Annotated in this window: 15 protein-coding genes and 1 pseudogene; 3 read left to right on the top strand and 13 right to left on the bottom strand. The window is 40.8% G+C overall.

What is annotated here, in order from left to right; genetic code table 11:
• Positions 1 to 27 precede the first annotated feature (27 nt).
• The 5 genes from G593_RS0112685 to allE form a co-directional block, all read right to left on the bottom strand.
• Positions 28 to 1,638: an L-lactate permease gene (locus G593_RS0112685; RefSeq protein WP_005338628.1), complete on the bottom strand. Its 1,611-nt coding sequence runs from the start codon at positions 1,636 to 1,638 to the stop codon at positions 28 to 30.
• A gap of 69 nt (positions 1,639 to 1,707) precedes the next feature.
• Entirely contained in the window at positions 1,708 to 2,643 is a 936-nt protein-coding gene (gene arcC, locus G593_RS0112680; RefSeq protein WP_005338626.1) for a carbamate kinase, read from the bottom strand.
• A 22-nt stretch (positions 2,644 to 2,665) separates the two neighbouring features.
• A complete protein-coding gene (gene fdrA, locus G593_RS19625) occupies positions 2,666 to 5,677 on the bottom strand; it encodes a DUF1116 domain-containing protein (protein ID WP_081646550.1) in 3,012 nt (1,003 codons plus the stop codon).
• Between the two features lie 128 nt (positions 5,678 to 5,805).
• Positions 5,806 to 6,858, bottom strand: coding sequence for an ureidoglycolate dehydrogenase (gene allD / locus G593_RS0112665; RefSeq protein ID WP_029731908.1), 1,053 nt, complete (start codon positions 6,856 to 6,858; stop codon positions 5,806 to 5,808).
• Between the two features lie 344 nt (positions 6,859 to 7,202).
• Positions 7,203 to 7,994: a (S)-ureidoglycine aminohydrolase gene (allE, locus tag G593_RS0112660; protein WP_005338621.1), complete on the bottom strand. Its 792-nt coding sequence runs from the start codon at positions 7,992 to 7,994 to the stop codon at positions 7,203 to 7,205.
• 337 nt (positions 7,995 to 8,331) lie between these two features.
• Here allE and G593_RS0112655 point away from each other — a divergent pair, with 337 nt between their 5' ends.
• Positions 8,332 to 9,204 carry an alpha/beta hydrolase gene (locus tag G593_RS0112655; protein WP_005338619.1) on the top strand — a complete coding sequence of 291 codons (873 nt, stop codon included), beginning with the start codon at positions 8,332 to 8,334 and terminating at the stop codon, positions 9,202 to 9,204.
• A gap of 82 nt (positions 9,205 to 9,286) precedes the next feature.
• Here G593_RS0112655 and G593_RS0112650 read toward each other — a convergent pair whose 3' ends face one another.
• The 4 genes from G593_RS0112650 to allB (G593_RS0112635) form a co-directional block, all read right to left on the bottom strand.
• Positions 9,287 to 10,648, bottom strand: a complete 1,362-nt coding sequence (locus G593_RS0112650) for an NCS1 family transporter (protein ID WP_029731907.1) — start codon at positions 10,646 to 10,648, stop codon at positions 9,287 to 9,289.
• 90 nt (positions 10,649 to 10,738) lie between these two features.
• Entirely contained in the window at positions 10,739 to 12,112 is a 1,374-nt protein-coding gene (gene allB / locus G593_RS0112645; protein ID WP_005338614.1) for an allantoinase AllB, read from the bottom strand.
• A gap of 322 nt (positions 12,113 to 12,434) precedes the next feature.
• Positions 12,435 to 13,799, bottom strand: coding sequence for an NCS1 family transporter (locus G593_RS0112640; protein ID WP_005342807.1), 1,365 nt, complete (start codon positions 13,797 to 13,799; stop codon positions 12,435 to 12,437).
• A gap of 36 nt (positions 13,800 to 13,835) precedes the next feature.
• Positions 13,836 to 15,239, bottom strand: coding sequence for an allantoinase AllB (allB, locus tag G593_RS0112635; protein ID WP_005342809.1), 1,404 nt, complete (start codon positions 15,237 to 15,239; stop codon positions 13,836 to 13,838).
• Positions 15,240 to 15,874: 635 nt separating this feature from the next.
• Between allB (G593_RS0112635) and G593_RS0112630 the strand changes: the two genes are divergently transcribed.
• Positions 15,875 to 16,879: a DUF2877 domain-containing protein gene (locus G593_RS0112630; RefSeq protein ID WP_005342810.1), complete on the top strand. Its 1,005-nt coding sequence runs from the start codon at positions 15,875 to 15,877 to the stop codon at positions 16,877 to 16,879.
• A gap of 117 nt (positions 16,880 to 16,996) precedes the next feature.
• Here the strand turns inward: G593_RS0112630 and G593_RS0112625 are convergent, their stop codons facing one another.
• From G593_RS0112625 to G593_RS0112605, 4 genes and pseudogenes are all read right to left on the bottom strand, one after another.
• The gene (locus tag G593_RS0112625) at positions 16,997 to 17,506 is read right to left on the bottom strand and encodes a transcription repressor NadR (RefSeq protein WP_029731906.1); all 510 of its coding nucleotides are present in this window, start codon (positions 17,504 to 17,506) and stop codon (positions 16,997 to 16,999) included.
• Between the two features lie 543 nt (positions 17,507 to 18,049).
• Positions 18,050 to 19,660 carry an amidohydrolase gene (locus G593_RS0112620; RefSeq protein ID WP_029731905.1) on the bottom strand — a complete coding sequence of 537 codons (1,611 nt, stop codon included), beginning with the start codon at positions 19,658 to 19,660 and terminating at the stop codon, positions 18,050 to 18,052.
• 3 nt (positions 19,661 to 19,663) lie between these two features.
• Complete coding sequence (locus G593_RS0112615; protein WP_029731904.1) at positions 19,664 to 21,121, bottom strand: alanine/glycine:cation symporter family protein; 1,458 nt, start codon at positions 21,119 to 21,121, stop codon at positions 19,664 to 19,666.
• 349 nt (positions 21,122 to 21,470) lie between these two features.
• Positions 21,471 to 21,839: pseudogene (locus G593_RS0112605) on the bottom strand (EutP/PduV family microcompartment system protein); the annotation flags it as partial.
• A gap of 115 nt (positions 21,840 to 21,954) precedes the next feature.
• On the opposite strand from G593_RS0112605, the gene G593_RS0112600 reads away from it, so the two are divergent.
• A complete protein-coding gene (locus G593_RS0112600) occupies positions 21,955 to 22,806 on the top strand; it encodes a GNAT family N-acetyltransferase (protein WP_029731901.1) in 852 nt (283 codons plus the stop codon).
• Positions 22,807 to 22,890 lie beyond the last annotated feature (84 nt).

Genomic DNA, 22,890 nt, shown 5'->3' with positions numbered 1-22,890 from the left:
ACTCCTTTTTCCAGATTCAAGACTTTCTTATAAAGCTGTCATAACAAACAATACTGCTCCAATCAAAATCGTAGCCGGTATTGTAATCGCCATAAGCTTTTTCATAACTTCGCCTTCGCTTCCAAGGATACTTGCTGTTGTCGTACCAAGAATAATCTTGCTCGGGCTGATTGCAGCTCCGATGGCACCACCAGCTGACTGCGCTCCAAGGATTGCAGCGGTATTAGCCCCAAGAAGTTTTGCGGTTGTCATCTGGAAACTTCCAAATAAAATATTGGAACTCATGTTACTTCCTGTCATAAATGTTCCAAGAAGTCCTACAAATGGTGCAAAGATAATGTAAACTTTTCCCAGCACATTCGCGATTCCGTTTGCAAGCACGACTGTCTGTCCTGTACCATCCATAATCTTTGACATAATAACAAGTCCGATTACGGCAATACCAGACGGCATTGTCATAGATACAGATTTCACAAACACTCTCTTCGTACCACCCTCACCGATCCAGCCATGCTTTTTGTAATAAACAAGACCAATGATCGCTGATACAAACAAGAACATACTTGCATGAGTAAATGGAGCTAATGGTGAAAAGCAATCTACTGCTTTATTTACATAACCATAACCCGTAGATGTCTCTGGAAAAGCAAATCCAAATTTAAACTGTCCAAGCACTGTGTTCAGTGGTTTTACAAGTAATACCACCAGTGTGATAATAGATAACGCAAAATACGGTACAAATGCCTGAACAAGTGTCATATCCGGAATTTCTTCTTCTCCATCGGCTGCAGCAAAATCACGATTCATGATCGGGCTGTCCTCAATGCACCACTCGTCCTTATACATTTTTGTTCTTCCAAGAAGAAGAATGACTACCAATGAAATAACTGCAGGGATGAAACAAGCCAGTGTTGTGCTTACTTGTGTCAGCAGAAGTTCTCCGCCTCCCTGAATGACTGCCATAATTGCTACGGCTACAAATCCTTTTTTCAGTGCTTTTCCTTTACCGTAGAACCAGCATGTGGCAAAACCACCGATTGCTGTCCAGATAAATAAGAAAAATGCTGTCCACATAGCTGTTGTAAGATACTCACTGCTTCCTACAGCAAGTCCGGCTGACATAGCCAGAGAATCCCACGCAGCTCCAAGTGTACCGAATGTATTTCCCCACGCCTGACCGATAAGAGGGATAATAACTGCCCACAGCGGTTTCACACCAATACCGATCAAAAGAGGTGCTCCTACTGCAACAGGTACGCCGAATCCTGTGATTCCCTGAAGGAAACTCTCAAAAATCCAGCCCATTGCAAGTACAAGAAGCAATTCATTTGGCAAAAGTTTACGCATACCATTACGGATTACCAAAAATGCTTTTGCCTCATCTCCAACCTGATACATCAGAATTGCAGTCCATACAATGATCAATATGATCAGTGCATTCCACACACCTTTCGCACTTTCGGAAGCAAGAAGCGTAATGTCTGCTTTATAAAAAGCAACTCCAGTAACTACCGTTATCAGTAATCCTACCGGTGCCGCCTCGGTCGCTCCCCAGCCACACTTGATCATTAAGATCAGAAGTGCCGCAATTGGAAGGAACGCCATAATCCACATAAATAGATTTACTGGTATATTCATCTTGTTCCATCTCCTATTTTCTTCTCATTACTTACAGATGTGGGATAACTCCCACATCTGATATAACTATTATTGATGGATCACAGTTCCTGTCTTTCCGGCAATTCCTTCTGCCGCTTTGTCAAGAAGTGTAATCAATGTTCTTCTTCCTTCTCCTGACTCAGCAAAACGAATTGCTGCTTCAATCTTCGGAAGCATAGAACCTTTTGCAAACTGTTCCTCGGCGATATACTCTTTTGCCTGTTCTACAGTCAGATCTGAGAGCCATTCCTGATTCTCTTTGCCAAAGTTGATCGCAACTTTTTCTACGGCTGTCAAGATAACCAGATAGTCTGCTCCAAGCTGAGCTGCCAGAAGGCTGCTCGCATTATCTTTGTCAATAACTGCGTTGACTCCGACCAGTTTTCCGTTCTCACTGATTACCGGAATTCCACCGCCACCGCATGTAATCACGATGTGTCCTGCATTTACCAGTGTCTTGATCGTCTCAAGCTCACGGATTCTCTGTGGCATCGGAGAAGCTACAACTACACGGTAGCCTCTTCCTGCATCTTCCATACAACGCACGCCATTTGCTTCATTTTCTTCCGCCTCTTCCTTAGTAAGGAACCTTCCGATTGGTTTTGTCGGATTTTCGAATGCCGGATCATTCTTATCTACTTCTACTTGTGAAAGGATTGTAGATACTTTTCCTTCAATGTTACGGCTGTAAAGCTCGTACTTAATTGCATTCTGAAGATCGATTCCGATATATCCCTGACTCATTGCCACGCTTGTCGGAAGCGGAACCTGTTTATAATTCTCATGCATAACAACCAGATTGTCCATAGCATTCTGGATCATTCCGACCTGTGGACCATTTCCGTGTGTTACGATGATATCTAATCCCTGCTGTGCAAGGTCAACAATTACTTTTGCAGTCTTAGCCACTGCCTCTTTCTGCTCTTCTACATCTTTACCAAGCGCATTTCCGCCAAGAGCAATGACAACTTTTTTCTTTTCCATGGCTGCCTCCTATCTTCCGGACTTATGCCTCGAATCCAAGCTTCTTAGCGTATGCTACGATAGCTTTTTCGAAGCACTCGATTGGCGGGTGAACTGTACCTGCTCCAATCTGTCCTTTTCCTGCTACTTTGTTAGCAATACCTGTGTTGATTACTGGTGTGATACCTTTCTCAACTACAAGTCTTGCATCGATTCCAAGACAAATTCCCTGGAAATTCCATGTAGGAACTGTGAAGTTCGGGTTTCTGTCTGTAACGATTTCCATCATCTCGTTACTTGTACGAAGAGCATCCTCGTATCCGCCAGCACCTACGAATCTTGTTACAGCCGGTGCTGCGATCATTGCCATACCACCGACACCAAATGTCTCTGTAATAGCACTGTCTCCCATATCCGGGCAAGCATCATCTGCATCATATCCTGTAAAGTACAGTCCCTGTGGTGTATTAACCGGACCTGTGAACCACTCGTCACCCATACCAGCAATACGGATACCGAACTCATATCCGTTACGGCACATTGCTGTAACGATTGTTCCGTCTGTTCCTTTACGTGCATCATCCATAACAGCCTTACCTGTAGCCATCATAATGTTCAGGAAGAACTGATCTGTATCAGCAAGGAACTTGATAACATCATAGCGGTCTTTCTCGCTGATGTCTTTCATCTCTGTAATAAGCGGAGCCATCTCTTTTAAGAATACAAGAGAAGCTGCAATATTTCTCTGGTGGAACTCATCACCCATTGCGATTGCTTTTGCGATCAGTGGGTTAATTGCAAGTCCGTTCTCCATAGAACGAAGAGCTTTTCCAAGTATTGGACCAAGAACATCTCTCATCCAACGAAGTCTGTTAACAACTTCCTCATCATAAGCTCCGAAACGAAGAACCTTACCAATACCCTCGTTCATTGTACAGTAAGCTCTGTTAGCTCCTGTCTCGTTCTCAACTACAAATACTGCCATGTTAGGAGATGTGATTCCACCCATAGGTCCTACTGCGTTGCAGTGGTGGCAAGGAATGAATTTGATTTCTCCATTCTCAAGCATCTTTCTAGCTTCTTCTTCTGTCTCTGCCCACTCCTCGAACATTACAGCACCTACGCAAGATCCCTGCATCGGGTCTGGCATATTCTTGTAATCTACCGGAGGACCTGCATGAAGAATTACTTTTCCATTATTTTCAGCAAACTCTGGAATTACTTCTTTTGCACGAACATTGTCTTTTAATACTGGCTGGCTTGCTACAACCTTAGCAATCACTTCACGGTTCTTCTCTTCGATTCCTTCGTAATTTCTTAAGAAGTTCAGAGTCTTAATAAGTTTTACATTTCCGCCTGCCGGTGGAGCCCAGTCATACTGTACAACTTCGCATCCAAACTCTTCTACAACTTCTGCGAAGCTCTTCAGTCCGATGTTGATGATACGTGGTTTCTCAGAAAGAAGCTCTTTTAATGTCTCAGCTGGTGTATGTTTCTCACATGCAACAACCTCTTTTGCGCGAATCTCTTTCTCTGGCTCCTGGAAATCTCTTCCGATAGCGTGGATAGCTGTCTGACATGCAAGCTTGTTGTTCTCACATACGATAACTCCAGCCTCTTTTAATTTGTTAACTGCCTCATCATATCCCTGATAATCTCTTCTTGTTCCACATACTGTAGCGATGAAGAATACTTTTCTTCCTGCTGCATCTGCTTTTGCCTGAAGTTCTTTGATTGTCGGGATCAATGATCCTGCCATATCTGCGTGTGAACCATATCCAAGCATGATGTCAAGAAGAACAACTCCTGTAGACGGATCATCTACTGCTTCCTGCATACACTCAATACGTTTTGCAGGATCGATCATCGGATGTGGTTTACCCTGTGTATAAGCATCATCTCCAAGGTCAACTACTACGTTGCCATCTAACTGGAGCATATATCCTTCAACGTCCTCTGGTGGAACTTTGCAGTTCATTGCATCTTTGATCAGCATAGCTGCCTCATTTGCAAGTGTACCACCTGAGTAGTAAGCTTTGATTGTTTTTCCGTCTTCTGCTTTGTAGAATTCAGACTCATCTACATCAACAGTAGCTTCTGGAACCTTTGTTCCTCTTACAAGACCTACAGCAAGACGAGCTGCCTCATCCAGTGTGTATGCATGATAGAAGTTCTCCTCATGATACTCTGGCTTCTCTCCAACGAACAGAGTAACAACTGGTTTGCTGAAGTTAGAAAGTCTTGCAGAGATTTTATCTCTTACTTCTTTTGCAGGCGGTTTGGAAACGATTACAAGTACTTTCACTGTATCGTCGTCTTCCATTGCATCGATCATATCCATCATTGTGATTCCACCGACCTCAGCCTTCAGGTCACGTCCACCGATACCGATAGCATTTGTAACGCCCTCACCAAGTCTGTCGATAATTGTTGTCAGTTCCTGGATACCTGTTCCTGAAGCTCCGATGATTCCGATAGAACCTTTCGCTACATTATTTGTAAATGCGATCGGAACTCCCTGAATGATTCCTGTACCACAGTCAGGGCCCATAACTGCAAGTCCTTTTGAATGAGCTTTCTCTTTCAGAGCTTTCTCATCCTCAATTGTTACATTGTCACTGAACATGAATACGCTCAGTCCCTCATCCAGTGCACGGTCAGCCTCTAATGCTGCATAGGCTCCCGGAATAGAGATAACTGCCAGGTTTGCATTGGACATTTTCTTCAGTGCCCCGTCCCATGATTTTACACTTTCAGAACCTTTCTTTCCTTCTGCTGCTGTGGACTGTTTCTTTAAGAACTCCTCAACTTTGTCCATTACAGCATCAAGTACTGCTTCATCATTAACATCAGCTACAACTACCATATCATTTGCTGTAGCGTCAATTAACTCATCTGTTGTAAGTCCACTCTCCTTAAAAATGTCTTTGTTCGCCGGTGTAGCCATCATAACCTGAATCTTGTTGACTCCATCCAGTGAAGAAAGCTCATTTGTCAGAAGCATCAGAACTACTGAATCCTGGTAACTGCCTTTTTTTACGACTGTCTTTAACATGTCATTTCTCCCTTCTTATCTAGTTCATCGTTTTTATAGTTTGATATCATCTATTTTTGAGATGGGACCTGGGAAGCAGAGGAGTGCTCCACTTCCTGGTCCATTGGAAATTGCACGAAACAAATGAATTAGTCAGCGAATCTGTTTTTGTGATCGTATCTGTCAAAGTGAATTGCGTCACTCTTGAGATAATCAACAAGCTCATCTACGACTTCGATTCCACCTTCAGCATAAGCTTTGTCTCTTCTCATAAGAGCTCTCTGTCCTGGGTAGTATACTTTGTCAAATCCCGGAGCTGGTCTCATAGCATTTAACTCATCGCATGTCTGAGACATATTCTTCTTGAACTGCTCAGCACCGCAGAATCTCTCTGGATCGATAACGATAATTGTCTGTCCAAGCTCACGTCCTTTAGAGCAGTCATGATACATGGAGCTTACATGTTTACCAAACGGTACTCCAAGAAGTACTCCTGAGAAGACGTCTACCATCATCATAAGTCCATATCCCTTAGCACCGGCAATCGGTACAAGAGCATTTACTTTATGTGGATCTGTTACAGGAGCTCCGTCCTCATCTACAGCCCAGTCTGCAGGAATCTCAGCACCCTGTGATCTCTTGTCCAGGATTTTTCCCCAAGCCTGAACTGTTGTAGCCATATCAAATACAACATTACGATCGTCTGCTGTCGGGCAAGCAAATGAAATCGGGTTTGTTCCATAATAAGGCTCTGTTCCGCCGTATGGTACTGCCATCGGATCTGACTGGCAGAATGTAATAGCTGCAAGTCCTTCTTTTGCACACATCTCTGTATAATATCCGATTGCTCCTGTATGAGATACATTCGCCATACCTACAATAGCAACTCCGTTCTCTTTTGCCATCTCAATAGCTTTCTCAGTAGCTTTTGTTGCTACCCAGTAACCGATACCATTGTCTCCATCCATGATTCCTGAGCAAGGGCCCGTCTGATTCCATGTGATGTTTGGCTCATGTGTGATTCCGCCTTTGAAGATTCTCTCACAGTAATACTCAACACGAACAGCACCATGTGAAGCAAATCCTCTCTCATGTGCCCATGTCAGAATTTCTGCTGTCTGATCAGCGTGATCCTCACGAAGTCCCGCCTGGATCAACTTGTTTTTCATTAAGCCCTTAAGCTCTTCTCTTGAAAGTCTCATTCTTTCATACCATCCTTTTCTTTATTTTCTCTCTTTATATACCATATAGTTACCTATATAATTATCTACGTGTTTTCTTTACATGCAGTATTTTTCTAATTTATGCATCTTCTAATTCACACTTTTTCAATTCATCTTTTCTATTTTGTCACATTATTGACAAACTCTTATATAGCATATACGCCGGTACATACAGTTTCTTTATTGCTCCCAGCAATGCCGCTCGCTTTTTTTACTGTATATACCGGCATATGATGTCAATCGTATATAATTTATATTCGATTTTATTATGTGCTAAATATCATTTTCAGTGTAAGAACATCCTTCAGGCTATGTACTATATATTACAGAGCAACGTCTCTGTTGCAGTCTTTAGAGTAGATGTAAACTAGCTCTTCCTCACGTCCCTCATCACCTATAGCGTAGCAAGCTTGTGGAATATAAGCGTCCATGAAGCAGTAATCACCTTTCTGAAGCGGTACCCAGTCATCTCCAAGTCTGTACATAGATTTTCCAGACAGGAAATACATACCATGCTGCTGAACATGTGTCTCGATATATCCATGAGAAGCTCCGATGTGGAATTTCAGGATATGCATGTTCATGTCAAATCCGATGTCATGAGCTGATGGAAGGAAATCCTGTACATAGCAGTTCTCCATTCCTTCATAGGACATCCACTCAAGATCATTAGCATTTCCAACTACTGTGTGAGCACTGTGCCCTGCAACTGGCTCATAACGGCGTCTGTATACATATAATGTAGCCTCGCCTTTAGCTTCAAAAGTAATGTTGTTACTTGCTGGTGAGTAAATGTATCCACCTTTTGTAAGTTCTGCGGACTGATCATCATTCTTTACTGAAAGTTCACCATCAACTACATATAAGAAGGACTCGATTCCCTCTCCACCGATTCCTGTATTCTTTCCACCTTCGTGAACATGTACAAGATAGTCAGCAAATGTTGCACCCATAGCCGGTGAGCCAAGAATTGTAACATCACAGTTCTCATATCCCGGAACTACATTCTTTACAAGTCCATCTGGATCAAGAACGATGTAATCTCCTTTTTTAATAATGGAACGTGTGTCCAAAAGTGCATCACGATATCCTAATTGATTGTTTAAGTAACTCATTACCAAATACCTCTCTTTCTTAATGCGGAACACAAAATCAAATTCAGGTTTTGTTGTTACCATGTTTTATGGTCTTATTATGTCATTAAAGCTTAAAATTTGCAATCGGAATTTTAGATAAAAGGTTCAACCACTTTTTATCTACTTTATGGTAAGTTTTGTCTAATGACTTCTCTTGAAAATGACATTTTTTGTGATATACTGTTAATTATTGGATAAGAGACTATATATTTTAGCTATAATCGATTTAATAAATATAAAAATAAAATAGTCGGAATTTGACCGGATTTTAATTCATTTTCAAATTTTTTGACAATTTATACCAAGGAGGATTTTTATGTTAGAAAAGAAAGAATTTGAGATTCCAAGTGAAAAATTCAAAAAAGGAGCAACCGTGTATACTGATTCAGACACACCGGTAAAAGCGGCTATCATCTATTTTCACGGAGGCGGTCTTTTATATGGAAGAAGAAAAGATCTTCCACGCCCTCACTTGAACACTCTGACTCAGGCCGGATATGCAATCATTGCTTTTGACTATCCTCTGGCTCCTGCCGCAAAGTTAGAAATGATCATGAACGATGTGGAAAGTTCCATTCAATATTATATCGATCACAGTGACGAACTAATTAAAAACCCTAAATCTTCCGAAGGATCTCTTCCATATTTTTTGTGGGGACGTTCTGCCGGCGCTTACCTTTGCCTGATTGCAGCAGCAAAAGGAACTTACACACAGGCACCTGCCGGAATTCTTTCCTATTATGGATATGGATTTTTATGCGACAACTGGTTCAAGGAACCAAGCAGACATTACTGCACGCTTCCGAAAGTTCCAGAAAGTGCTCTTTGTGTTATTTCAGAAGGTATCCACGCAGATGGCGATCTTGACACACACTACAGTGTCTATGTCTATGCAAGACAGCAAGGAAACTGGATAGATCTTTTTTACGAGGGACGCGAAAAGTTTTTCTATCTGGATTATACACTTCGCGCCTGTGATAAACTTCCTTGCCCACTGTTCTGTGCCCACAGCACCGGAGACACCGACGTACCATTTAGTGAATTCACAGAACTAAGTAACAAATATCACGCAAAAAGATTCATCGTGTCCGGAACAGAACACGACTTTGACAGAGACACAGAAAATCCATTCACACAGAAAGTGCTGGACGAGACAGTGGCATTTATTGAGAAGTGTTCAAATAAGTAGTTTTTAGCTTTCTTTCAGGAAAAAAAATCCCCCGCAAATTGCTTTGATATACAATTTGCGGGGTTTTTATTTGTTCAATATGTTAGTCTTCAAAAATAGTTCCTTTTCGGAATCCTTTGCTTGACTTCATAGTCTTCATCAGGAAGTAGTATACAACTCCTGTCGGAATCAGGCTGACATACCATGATAACTGCATTACGAATACGGAGCAGACAGATCCTACGATAATTGCAATAACTGCTGCCCAGTTAACTCCTTTGAAGCAGCCTCCTTTGTCATACATATCATTCAACTCCAGTTTCTTCTTACGCAGTATGAAGAAGTCGACTGCCATTACTGCGAAGATAGGTCCTAAAAATGCTGAGTAGAACTGTGTAAATAATGACAATCCTGCTGCAGAGTCAGCTGTAACAAGTTTCCATGGCATTACGCATGCTGACAGCACACCAACAAGAATTGTTGCATGTGTCCATTTAACTTTGAAAGACTCCATCAGAACGTATGCAGGTGGAACAATATTGTTCAGTACGTTTGTTGTTACCTGAGCAAATGCGATAAAGAGCAATGTCAGGATTGTAAGGAATTTGCTTCCCATTGTAGTAGAGAATACTTCTACAGGATCACTATTTCCTGTTGCTGCTGTTACAAGAAGTCCGATAAGACCCATGAACAATGTTACAGGAAGAATAGCAACAGTGTAAATGCTTGCAGCTTTTACAGGTTTGATGTCATCTGTTGCATTTCTGGAATAGTCAGATGCATTGATGATCATTGTGGAATAAATTCCAAGGAATGATGTTGTAGCTGCCCAGAATGGCATACCCCATGTTCCTTTAATTCCAGAGAATACATTTCCAATCTCTGATGAGAATTTTGTGTTTACTACATATAACATGTAAATCAGAATACCAATGATAAAGATACAGGAAATATTCTCCATCCATTTGATTCCTTCAAATCCTTTGATTGCAAGTGCAACCTGAAGAATTGTGAACAGCGCATAGATAATTGGAAGATTATCAAATCCAAATAAAATCTTCAGACAGCTGTTGATAGCTCCTGCTCCGACCCAACTCTGATAACCAAACCATACGATAGCCGGAAGTCCACGGAGAACTCCTGGAATCTTTACACCTGTTGTACCAAAACTACTTCTTAACTGTACTGTAAATGGAATACCATACTCATGTCCACACTCGCCGATAATTGCAAGTGCTACTGCAATAACAAGGCATCCGATACACATCGCAATAATCGCCTGTGCTACAGTCAATGTTCCAATGAGGGCTGCTCCCATGGAAAATGTTCCGATAGATACACATCCTCCCATGAAGCTGGCTGCATAGGATACGCTTCCCATGATACGTTTCTTTGTTGGTTGGAGATCCGCGTCTACATTGGCAACGAGCTTTGGATCCAGTACTTTGTTGTCTACAATACTCATCTTCTCTCTCCTTTTTCTTAAGTCTAATTAAAATCAGGTGAGCCCGCCTTCATTAGGCAAGGCCACCTGATCCGTCACCTGAATTTGGCATTATTTGATTTTCTTAATAAATGTTCCAACGCCTTTTTCTGCAACAATCTTTCCGTCTTCTGCAACAACATTTCCACGAATCATTGTCATGATTGGAAGTCCTTTTCCTTTCATTCCGACAAATGCAGAAATCTTATTTACATATAATAAGGAATCACTTGTAATCTCCCATTCTTTTTCTGGATCTACAATCAGAAGGTCAGCATCAAATCCCGGTTTGATATCTCCTTTTCTTCCATAGATACCAAATGCTTTTGCAGGCTGTACAGACATTGCATTCGCAAGAACCGTCGGACATACATTACGTTTTACACATCCTTCGTTAAACGTTACCTGGAAACCGCTCTGAATTCCGCTGCATCCGCCCCATACATCAAATACATTTTCAATCTTGTTTCCAAGAATCTCATTAAATTTCTCATCATATGAACATGGTGAATGGTCACTTGCAATACCACTGAATGTTCCATCTTCCACATAAGACCACAGTCTGTCAACCTCTTCCTGTGAACGAAGCGGAGGTGCACATTTGAATAACGGTCCGTTCTCTAATACATCCTGATCTGTCAGACTTAAGTAGTGAGAACATGTCTCTGCTGTGATGTCATAGCCTTCCTGCTGAGCTTCTTTTATCTTCTGAGCTACATCCGGGCTGCTGACATGACAGATATGTGCTTTACATCCTGTTGCTTTTGCAATCTCGATAATATCAACAGTTGCTACCATCTCTGCTGCAACCGGTCTGGAATCCAGGAAACACTGCCATGAATTCGGATCTTTTGCTTTCTCGATCTTCTCAAGATTTTTGATCATTGAGAAATCTTCGCAATGGAATCCTGCACGTCCATCAAATTCCTTAATGATTTCCATTGCTTCATAAGCCTGTCCATAATTTAATGAACTGTAGTCTGGTGACACTGGTCCGATAAATGATTTGAATGCTACGCATCCTTTCTCATCCAGATCTTTGAGATCTCCAAAATTATCTGGAATCAGTCCGCCCCAAAAACAGTAATCACAGTATGCATTCGGATCAACTTTTTTCAGTTTAAAATCAAATGCTTCTGCATTGACCATTGCAGGCTCATTCTGAAGTGGCATATCAACAATTGTTGTATATCCACCAAGAGCTGCTGCTGCTGTACCATGCTCATAATCTTCACGCCATTCATATCCCGGATCGTTCAGATGTGCATGTGTATCGATTGCACCCGGAAATACATAATTTCCTTTTGCATCGATAACCTTTGCTGCTTCTGGCTCTTCTCCAGCATTCAGTACTGCTGCAATCTTTCCATCTCTGATTGCGATGTTTCCTTCTGAAACTCTGTCTGCAGTTACAATTCTGCCGTTTTTCACTAAAACATCATACATATTTATTTTCCTCCTAAAAAAAAAGATGTATTAAAATAAGCGATTGACCAATTTCAAAATCTTTTTTTAATTGTACGAGCTAATATTACTTAATTTTTTCTTAAATTACAACTACATTTTTACGGAAAAACATTTTTATTTTTATCCATTATGTATAAAATTCTATATTTTTGTTTTTTCTTTTTTATCTATTATTGACATAGTTGTGTAAAATGTTCGAAAAATATATATAATTTAATGTTAGGACAAATTTTTCACAAATCAATTTATCATAAAAAGAGACCAGGCATTTTCATGTCCAGTCTCCTTTGACTTTTTAGATCTATTTTTCTAATGTTGTTCCTTTTCTGAAATTCTCACAACTCTTCATATGTTTCATTCCGAAATAGTAAACAAGTCCTGTAGGAATTGTTGCTGTAAAGAATGAAATATTTACATTCAGAAGTCCGATTACAGCTCCGATTGCAATTGCAAGAATTGCTGCCCAGTTGATACCTGCATGATTTCCATTATCATCATAGAGATCATCCAGATACTCTGGTGTGATTTTTCTCTTATGAAGAATGAAGAAATCTGTAATCAATACTGCAAAGATCGGTCCGAAGAATGCAGTGTAAATCTTACTGAATAATGCAAGTCCTGCTGCTGAGCTGTCACTTGTCAGGATCCATGGGCAAGTACATACTGCCAGGATACCAATCAAGATTACGGCTGTCTTATGTTTCATCTTAAACGCATCCATAAATGCATATGCCGGTGGAATTACGTTACTTGCAAGGTTTGTTGTAAGCTGTGCAAAGATGATAAATCCAAGCGTTACGATCATTACGACTTTGTTGTCTACCATATCAGCAAAAGCATTGATCGGGTTTGCTTTTCCAGTTGCTGTAGATGCCATAGCACCGATTACTCCAAGAAGTACTGTAGCCGGTACCATAGATAAGAAGTAAGAACTTCCACGTTTCAGTGTAGAATATCCACCTTTCATCTCACGGGAATAGTCACCCGCATTCAGCATAACTGTAGTACTGTTACCAAAGAATGCAATGATTGCTGCGATAAATGGCATTCCCCATGTTCCAGACTTATTGATCAGTTTCTCACTTACAACATCGCCATACTGTGTAATGCAAAGGAATAAGAGGTAAATCATAGCCAGAGAAATAACAACTCCTCCGATATTTCCAACCCATTTTGCACCCTGGAATCCTTTGATTGATAACAGGATCTGGATAATCTGGAATAAAATGAAGAATAACCAGATATTATCATATCCAAATAATGCTTTTGAAATATTGTTGATTGCTGCTCCTCCAAGCCATGTCTGATAACCGTACCATACGATAGCCGGAAGTCCTCGAATCAAACTTGGAATTTTGTTACCTTTTGTTCCAAATGCACTTCTAAGCTGAACTGCATACGGTGCACCAGTCTTGTAACTAAACTGGTCATTCATTGCGATACCTACAACGAGGATCATAGAGCCAATTGCTACTGCGAGGAATAACTGCAACAGGTTCAGTCCTGCTTCCATCTGTGCAGATCCCATTGCCAATGTTCCGATAGAAATACATCCACCGAGCCAGAGCATTGTGTTGGATCCCCAGCCCATGATTCGCTCTTTCTCAGGAATTGGCGCAAGGGAGTTTATTTCTTCTTTTTTCACTTCTTTGTTTACATCACTCATGTTCTCTCTCCTATTCGTGTTCCTATGTGTATTCGTTTATTTTACCGGTGTTACATATTCGCCGTATCCGATTGCTTCATCTTTGTACATGCCATCCTGAGCAACTACTTTACCTCTGATCATTGTACATACTGGAGTTCCTTTTCCTTCCAGTCCATTGAAGCAGGAAACATGTCCTTTTGTAAGCAGTTTCTCCTGCTCACATTTCCATGCCTTTTCTGGATCAACGATTACGATATCACCGTCAAAACCTAATTCAAATGCTCCTTTACGTCCATAGAGTCCGAATACTTTCGCCGGATTATAATCCATAACCTTTGCAATCAGACTTGGGCTTAAACCTTTTTTATGAACAACCATATCGAACATCATTGGTAAGAAGAACTGGATTGCGTTAAGTCCTCCCCATGCATGCCAGATATCTTTTGTTGCATTATCTTTTTCTTCATCTGCTGCTGGAGAATGGTCGCTTCCCACGCAGGAAAGTGTTCCATCTAAAACGTAATCCCACAGCTTCTCCATATCTTCTTTCTTACGCATCGGAGGTGTACATTTTGCCGGTGCACCTTTTTCAAATACAAAATCTTCTGTAAATCCAAGGTAATGTGGACATGTCTCTGCAGTAATCGGAAGTCCCTCATGGATCGCATCCTTAACAACCTGAGCTACCATCGGGTGGCTGACATGGCAAATGTGTACGCGTCCGCCAGTTGCTCTAGCCATATCAATAACATTCTTTGTAGCAACATATTCTGTCCATACGTCATGAGAATCCAGGAAGTCACGAATCTTCTCTTCATTTGTTCTTCCTTCTTTTGCTTTTGCTTCTTTTTCTCTCTCAAGAACCTGTCCATATTCCTCACAATGGAATCCGCAAAGTGCTCCATACGGTTTTAAAATTTCAAGAGCTTTACGAACATTTCCCATGTTAACTGTCGGGAACAAATCACCGTTTGGACATGTAAATCCTTTAAACGCTGCAACTCCACAATTGTGAAGATCTACAAGATCATTCATATTATTCTTTACTGAGTCCGGTTTGTCATCATAATCTCCTACGATTCCTCCCCAAAGTGCATAATCAACTAATGAGTGTTTGCTAATTTTTCCAAGCTTCAGGTCAAAAATCTCTTTATTCATAAGAGATGGATCATTATTAAGCGGCATATCAATCAGTGTTGTACAACCTGCAACAACTGCTGCTCTTGAACCTGTCTCAAAATCCTCACGATACTCAAATCCTGGCTCATTCAGATGTGCATGACAGTCGATGATACCTGGAAATACATAATTTCCTTTTGCATCAATCACTTCTTTTGCATCTACCGGTGCTCCCTTTGCAAAAAATCCTGCATACTTTCCGTCCTGGATTGCAATGTCTGCCTCGTAGATACGATCTGGTGTTACAAGTTTTCCGTTCTTCACTAAAACATCATACATATTCATGTTCCTCCTTAAAAATTGAATCAAATCAGCCGTAACCAGCTCAATTTCTTTCTATAGTCGATATATTACTGGATTCCCCCCAAAAATACAATCACCATTTTCTTACATTTTTCTCCATCTTTTTATCTATTTTAGATAATTTTATCGTATTTCGTATTATTTTTTTATCCAATATGTATAAAAATACGCAAAGTAACGCCACCGTCTTGGCTAGGCTCCTTTGCGAAAATTTCAACCACTTTTTATTTTTTGTTGATTTATATCAAAAATGATTGGTCAACCGTTTTTCAGTCTCTTTTACATATATTTTATCCTAATTTGATAATTTTCACAATGACCTATCCTCCAAAATATGACACATTTTTTTGTATAATATGCACAGTCATGTATTTTATTTTTATATAAACAATACAGTTTTATTGGTTAATTTTAAAATTTTTCATGATTTTCGTTATATTATTAACATTTTCTTCGGTTTTTATCCATTTTTTCTCATTTAAAATTTGTGCAATTTTATTTAAAATTTCAAGAACCGCATTTTATATTGTGTACATTGTGATTTTTCGGCAAATCTGTTATGATAGTACCTGCCAGACAGGCAAAAGAAACATACACAGGAGTGCATAATTATGACATTATTTTCCATTACAGATACATCTGACTATTTAAATGAACTGCTTTCGGGAGAAACAAGCGGGACAGTCCACTCTGTATATAGAAAAACTATCAACTTATCTATTGGTGGAACACTGGCAGCCTTACAGGCAAAGGGTTCACCCATCTCGCCAATCAGTCTGATTACAACATTGACTTCCGAAAAAATGGAGAGTCTTGAAATATCTGCCGGAGATTTTGTTACTTTAAAAGAGAATATCATTACTATTTACAGAAGTAACCGCACTCTTCAGGCTTCCACAGATATGAACTCTCTTGATAATAAAAAGGAAATTGGATTTTCTTTTGAAGAAGCAACGATTCACAACTTACATTTGTTACATTCATTAAAATGTACAAACTCTCTGTCAGATACCTTGTTTCACCAGCTTCATAACAATATCAGAACATGTCTTTCTAATATATCCACCGGAGGCTTTGAAGTGATCTTCAACCAACGTGTAAATGATGATACTTCTATGATGCTTGTTGCTGCAAAGAAAAAAATCGAACAATGCACCAGACTATATAGAAATAAAGAATATACAGAGACCGGAATCGAACTTGCCCGACTGATCGGGCTTGGCATCGGGCTGACTCCAAGCGGTGATGATTTCCTGTGCGGTGTGCTTGCCGGATTAATTCTTACAGGGCAAACAGAATCCACATTTGCCAAGAGCCTTCGCAAAACAATTGCAGAACATCTGAATGATACCGTCGATGTAAGTGCTGCATTTCTCCACTGTGCATTAAAAGGACAATTTAGCCTGGCTGTGAATCATTTACTCGTAAATACAGGTTGTGAATCTCCACAAGATACTTCTTATGTTAAATGCAACCCTCAAATTACTCCTGGAATTGCAAATGTCCCGGCAATTACTGAAAATTTTCTGGCAATCGGGCATTCTTCCGGGACAGATACTTTGTGCGGAATTCTATACGCACTGGAATTATTTCTTTTTCAGAAATGTAACCTATAAAAAAAAATTTGTTCATAATAAAAAAAAACATTCTTTCCATGTACACCCGGCTCTGAAAAGTCGGATTATAAACCTTACTTTTTCAGAGCCAGCATGACATTCCGAATGTTTTAATAACTAATTTTCAACCAAAAATCCTAATTTTCTCAGTTCCTCTTCTATCATCCCAAGCGTTTCTTCACTGTCCGCTGTCACAGTATGATAGTGATAATCGGAGGTAATATTCTTAAGCGGTGTTGACTTGCCACTTTCGATATCTGCCAGAAATTCTTTTACTTTTCTTCTGGAAGTAATTCCAAGTTCCGCCTCAATATGCCCATAAACTTTATGGTTTACCATAACATTTTTCACTTGACCGCCAAAATCGACAATAGTACAAAGTTCCGTCTCAAGCTGCTCGTCTGTATGACGTACTTTAAAAACTCTCTCGGCGCAAGTCTGCCCTTCCAGCACATATCCCCGGTTTGTTGATATGATATCATATCCCGAAGCCCGTAACAGGGCAATATCCTGAACAATAACCTGACGGCTCACATCATAATCCTTCGCAAGTTTCGAACCCGAAACCGGTCTGTCACTTTCTTTTATATTCTTCAATATCTCCTGTCTTCTATCAGAACCTGTCATACTGCTTTCGTAATCTCCTTCATCATCAATCACAAAATCTATCATTTAAAAACTGTTTTTAGAAGCATTTCCACTTACTGTCTTAATCATTATAATGCACATTTATAGTATGTGCAAGAATGCTCTTGCTGATTTCAGATCATTTCGGGCTGTTTCCCGACGATATAACACCAGATCCCGCCTAGTACCGATTCCTGATTATGCTGCTCCATACAAAACTACCCCTTCTTTATGAATATTGGAATAAAATGGGCTGTTGTACATATGCCTTTAATTCCAGATCTGATATATCCACCAGGATCATAATGTCTACATCATCACCTCATTTTCTGCTGATAATACTATAAATTTCTTGATTTTATTACAACCAGTTTACCCTCGTTTCTCAATCAATATTTTCCATGTAACAATGTTACTGCTTTCTTCAACGAATTTTGTTCACCTTATGGTATACATCTTGTTCTATATTTTTACTGAAATCAAAAAAAGCAGAGCCTGCTCCACTCAGACTCTGCCTCTCACTTTTTTCTTTTTATACTGCCGCTACTCTTCTACTTCTCTCTCATAAACGATCTCACCGCCAAGAACTGTCATATCCACTTTCGTGGCCTTGATCTCATCCGGGTCGATCTCATAGATATTCTTCTCGAGAACTACGAAGTCCGCATTTTTTCCCACTTCGATGGTTCCGTTCTCGTCTTCTGTATAGGAAGCGTAAGCTGCGTTTTTTGTAAAAAGCTTCACCGCTTCGTCTACGGATATTTTTTCGGATGGGATCCAGCCTTCCTGTGGCTGACCGCTGATATTTTTGCGGGTAACTGCAAAATAAATATTCTCCATTGCATCAAAGCTTACCACAGGAGCATCCGAGCCGCCGGACGTATGGATTCCCATATCCAGCATACTCTTCCATGCATACACCTTATCCATACGTTGTGCGCCGATGGCAGGTTCCACTGTGTTCATATCCAGATCGATAAATACCGGCTGGATATATGCCAGCAGATCCTGGTCTTTCATCCCCTGCAAAATACGCGGATTGGTGATCTGGCAATGCACGATACCATGTCTGCCCTTTTTGTTATCCTTCCGGTAAGGAGATTTCGCAGCTGCCTCAATGACCATATCCATGGCACGATCGCCTATACAGTGTACCGCCGCCTGCATCTGATGCCGGTCAAAAAAAGCAAACAGATCGTCAAGCTCATCCTGACTGAATGTGATGATCCCGGTATTTTCCGGCGAATCCTCGTAAGGCTCATTCATGGCCGCTGTTCTTGCACCAAGGGAACCATCCTGGATCAGCTTCATCGGTCCAACAGTAAAGTGATCTCCCCTCTGCCCGGTACGATATCCTTCCTCGATAAAAGCCTTCGCATCCTCCGCCCGCTCAAAAAGGCACTGCTCATAATGGCGGATACTCAGCTCTCCTCTGGCATCCAGTGCCTTGTAGGAGGCCATGATCCGACGCCAGTTTTTTCCCGGAAGGGAGGCAAGATCATCGGACTGTACACCTGTAAATCCACATTCATTCAGCTTCTTCGCACTGTATCTGATGTAGCCTTCCACTTCTTCCTGGGATGGTGCTTCCAATACGGAGGAATAAAACTGTACTGCATTCTCCTTCAGAAGTCCCGTATCCAGATCAACCTCCTTCTCAATCTCCGGAAACTCCGGGATTTTTTTCAGAAGCTCCAGACCACAGCTGTTGCACACAGCCACATGCCCGCAGACACGCACCATAATGATGGGGATTTCCGTTGAGAGTGCATCCAGCTCATCCTTATGCGGATAGCGCGGCTTATCAAAATGCTCCTCATTCCAGCCTCTGCAGTAGAGCCAGGTCAGCTTCTGACCTTTACTCTCCTCCAGTCTTTTTTTTGCTGCAGCAAGCATTTCCTCAATACTTGTGCAGTCAAACAGTTTCACAGATCTTTCCACAAATGCATAATGCAGCATATGCATATGTGTATCCACAAAACCGGGCAGCATCAGCCTTCCCTTAAGGTCAATCCGTTTTTTGCAGGAAAAAGCTTCCGCTTCTTTATCAGTTCCCACAAAAACGATCCGGCCATTTTCGATTCCCACAGCCTCTGCCACTTTTTCACTGCTATCCAGTGTTCTTATACATCCGTTAAAAAAAATCGTATCCACTGTTTATTTTTCCTCTTTTTCTTTTTCTTTTTTATCCTCGTAGAAAAGTGCCATATCCTTGTCTACTTTTCCGATTCCCATGTAACGCGCCTTATAATCCTTCAGCAGCTTAAAGAAGGTACCACTTAAGATAAATAATGTGGCAACATTTACAAATGTAGGGAATACGGTTGTAAAGTCTGCAATTACCCACAGCTGTGCCGGTGTTCCGTTTCCATAAAGAGTAAGCACTGTGACCAGAAGACCCCATAATGGCGTTCCAAGGATAAAAACCTTCTCTGCGATCTTCAGAACCTTCTGATTGTTTTTCAGCCAGTGCTTCAGGATCACGCTGTAATAGGTGAACCATCCGGTTGATGTTGTCAGTCCGAAAAGGAAAATACTGATCGCGATCAGTGCTCTCGCAACAGAGCCCATTCCGGACTCAAATGCTGTCAGTGTCAGCTCTGATCCTTGAAGTCCTGAATTCCAGTAGCCTGTGGTGATAACAACAAGACCTGTCATGGAGCAGACTACGATGGTGTCTGCAAATACCTCAAATGCTCCCATCAGTCCCTGTTTTACAGGATGGTCTGTTTTTGCGGAAGCATGGATCATAGGTGAGGTTCCCCAGCCTGCCTCGTTGCTGTATACAGAACGGGCAAATCCAAGACGCATAGCTGTTGCAACACCGGCTCCCATAAATCCGCCGACTGCTGCCTGTGTTGTAAATGCACCCTTGAAGATCAGTCCAAAGGTTTCCGGCAGCTTGTCAAAATTCACTACCAGTATTGCAAGAGATCCTACAATGTAAATCATGCACATGATCGGTGTCATATAGGAAGAGATCACACCGACTTTCTTTACACCGCCAATGATGATCAGGTAGATCGCTGCCACATACAGAAGTGACGGCACGATGTACGGCAGGTGGAAGGTACTTCCGACAGCCTCTGATACTGTATAATTCTGTAAGGTGATGAACCATGTCATAAAAATACAGCCGCCGAACAGTACTGCAAAAAGTTTCCAGAAAGGAAGCTTTTTCTCTCCGCCAAGACCCTTCTGCATGTAGTAGGTCGGGCCTCCCTGGTACTCACCGTTTGGCTGTTTTTCTCTGTAGTACACAGCAAGTGTTACCTCTGCCATCTTGATGACCATAGCAAGAAGCGCCGCGATCCAGAGCCAGAATAATGCACCAGGTCCTCCTGTTGCAATGGCTGTTGCAACACCGGACATGTTGGATACTCCAACGGTACCGCCGATCGCAATGGAAATAGCCTGGAACGGTGTCAGGCTCTTTCCGTCGTCTCCGCCTTCCTGACGGCGTTCTTTACTGAACATGTTTTTCACAATGTAACCAAAATGGCGGAACTGGAAGAAACCGGAACGTACTGTCAGATATACGCCTGTAGCGAGAATCGTGATCAGCAGCGGCAGTCCCCAGAGCCAGTTGGTCAGATTTTCAAATAATTCAAACATCTTTTCCTCTCCTATCCTTTTTATTGTTTTTCTTTTGCATACATTCGGAAAATCCGCGTACAGAATATAAAAAATCCCCAGAACGTGAAGTCAGATACGGATACCTGGTGTTCTCGACATACAGCTCTTCTGCCATATATCTGCGAGCCCCGTTTCTGCCCTCTTTATACTTCATGCTCTGGGGATCTTACATTTCAGTCCACTAATCTTCCAAACGATCACAGTATATCACAGTTCCGGAGGAATTGCTACTTTTTCCGTTTGAACTTTGTATTTTTATTCATTTTTCGTGAATATTACTATTTTACCGTATCGACTCCGGATACTCCACCCCTTCCGGCATGGGATCTCATTCGTTAAGTCCAATGCTCTGCTTGAATTTCGCCTGTTCAAGCGTAAGCTTCGGGAGATCATTCTGCAGATAATCCATCAGCTCGCTGATACCTTCCCTTGTCTTGTTGTTTACCATAAAGATCCTCTCACAGCCCATGTTCTCCATCCACTGTCTGACCATTGGAATATTGGCATGTGGGGAATCTACCTTGGTGATGATCCCGATCAGCGGCCGCAGGAGAAAATTTCTGCTGCCGTCACTGAACAGGTTAAATGGCTCATTGGCTGCCTGTACGATAGCGATCACATCCGCCTCAAAGGAAAAGCAGACCAGTCCTACGCTGAAATGCTTGGATTCCGCATATTCTCCCGGTGAATCAATGGTACAGTGAAAATGTAATTCCACGATTTAAATTTTCATCATCTCGCCATTTAAATTTTCATACAAATGGCTCTTTTCCTATTACATCAAAAAACCTGTGGATTTTTATTTTGTACTCATGACAAAAAAACCTTACGAAATCTCTCCTACTGATAAAAAACGTCCGCATAAAAGCCACCGATATGACGAATCATTTTTTTCCTCTTTAATCAGATTATCGGATTTTTCTATTCCAAGTAAACCATTTAGCGATTACACTATCGTTTTTTTAGTCAGAGAAGGAAATTTCAAGCAAGAATTTAATAAGTATTCTGATGATTTGTGGACTTGCCCCAATTATTCCCTGATTACTTTTCGTAACATAGAAACTATTATCAAAACGTTAAAAAAACTAGAAAACAACTTAAAAAAAATTACATCCGAAAATAAAGATTCTGCAAATGAGTATAATAAGGAATATAATGTCGTGAACGAAATAAGAAGGAATATAACAGCCGTAAACGATAACCTTCCATTTTTATCAAACCTTCCCTTAGAAACAAGAAATGATATGGCTGAATACAATTTAAAGAAAAAGAAAGCCCTTCGTTTAATCATAAATGATCAAAATAAGATTTTGGAAGAAAAAGAGATAACAATTCGATTTGCAACTTCTTATGATCTTAAATTTTATATAGAAAATTACGAAAAATTATCTAAATCCAACGAAGTTTTTTACCCATCAATCACTAACAATGATGACGAACCCAAACAATTTAAACCTCTGTCAAATAAGTATTGGAAAAATCTGATTAATAAGATAAACGGATTTATTTTAATTGGTTTATATTATCAGAAAAAAAGAGGATTTATTGTTATCAAAGGAATCAGTAAACATGAATGTCGTTTAATTTATTTATATGTAGACGAATATTACCGGCAAAAGGGCATCGGAAAACACCTATTATCCGAAGCTAAAAAGACGGTGTGAAATTTTTTCTGTAAATTTAAATCTTCTATGATAATTGATGCGGATTAACAGCAGATTTCTGTGGTTAAGCCGTTGTTTATTTAA

Origin of the sequence: Dorea sp. AGR2135, from assembly GCF_000420885.1 — a bacterium.
GTDB lineage: Bacteria > Bacillota > Clostridia > Lachnospirales > Lachnospiraceae > Dorea > Dorea formicigenerans.
This window is presented reverse-complemented; position numbering and strand designations above follow the sequence as displayed.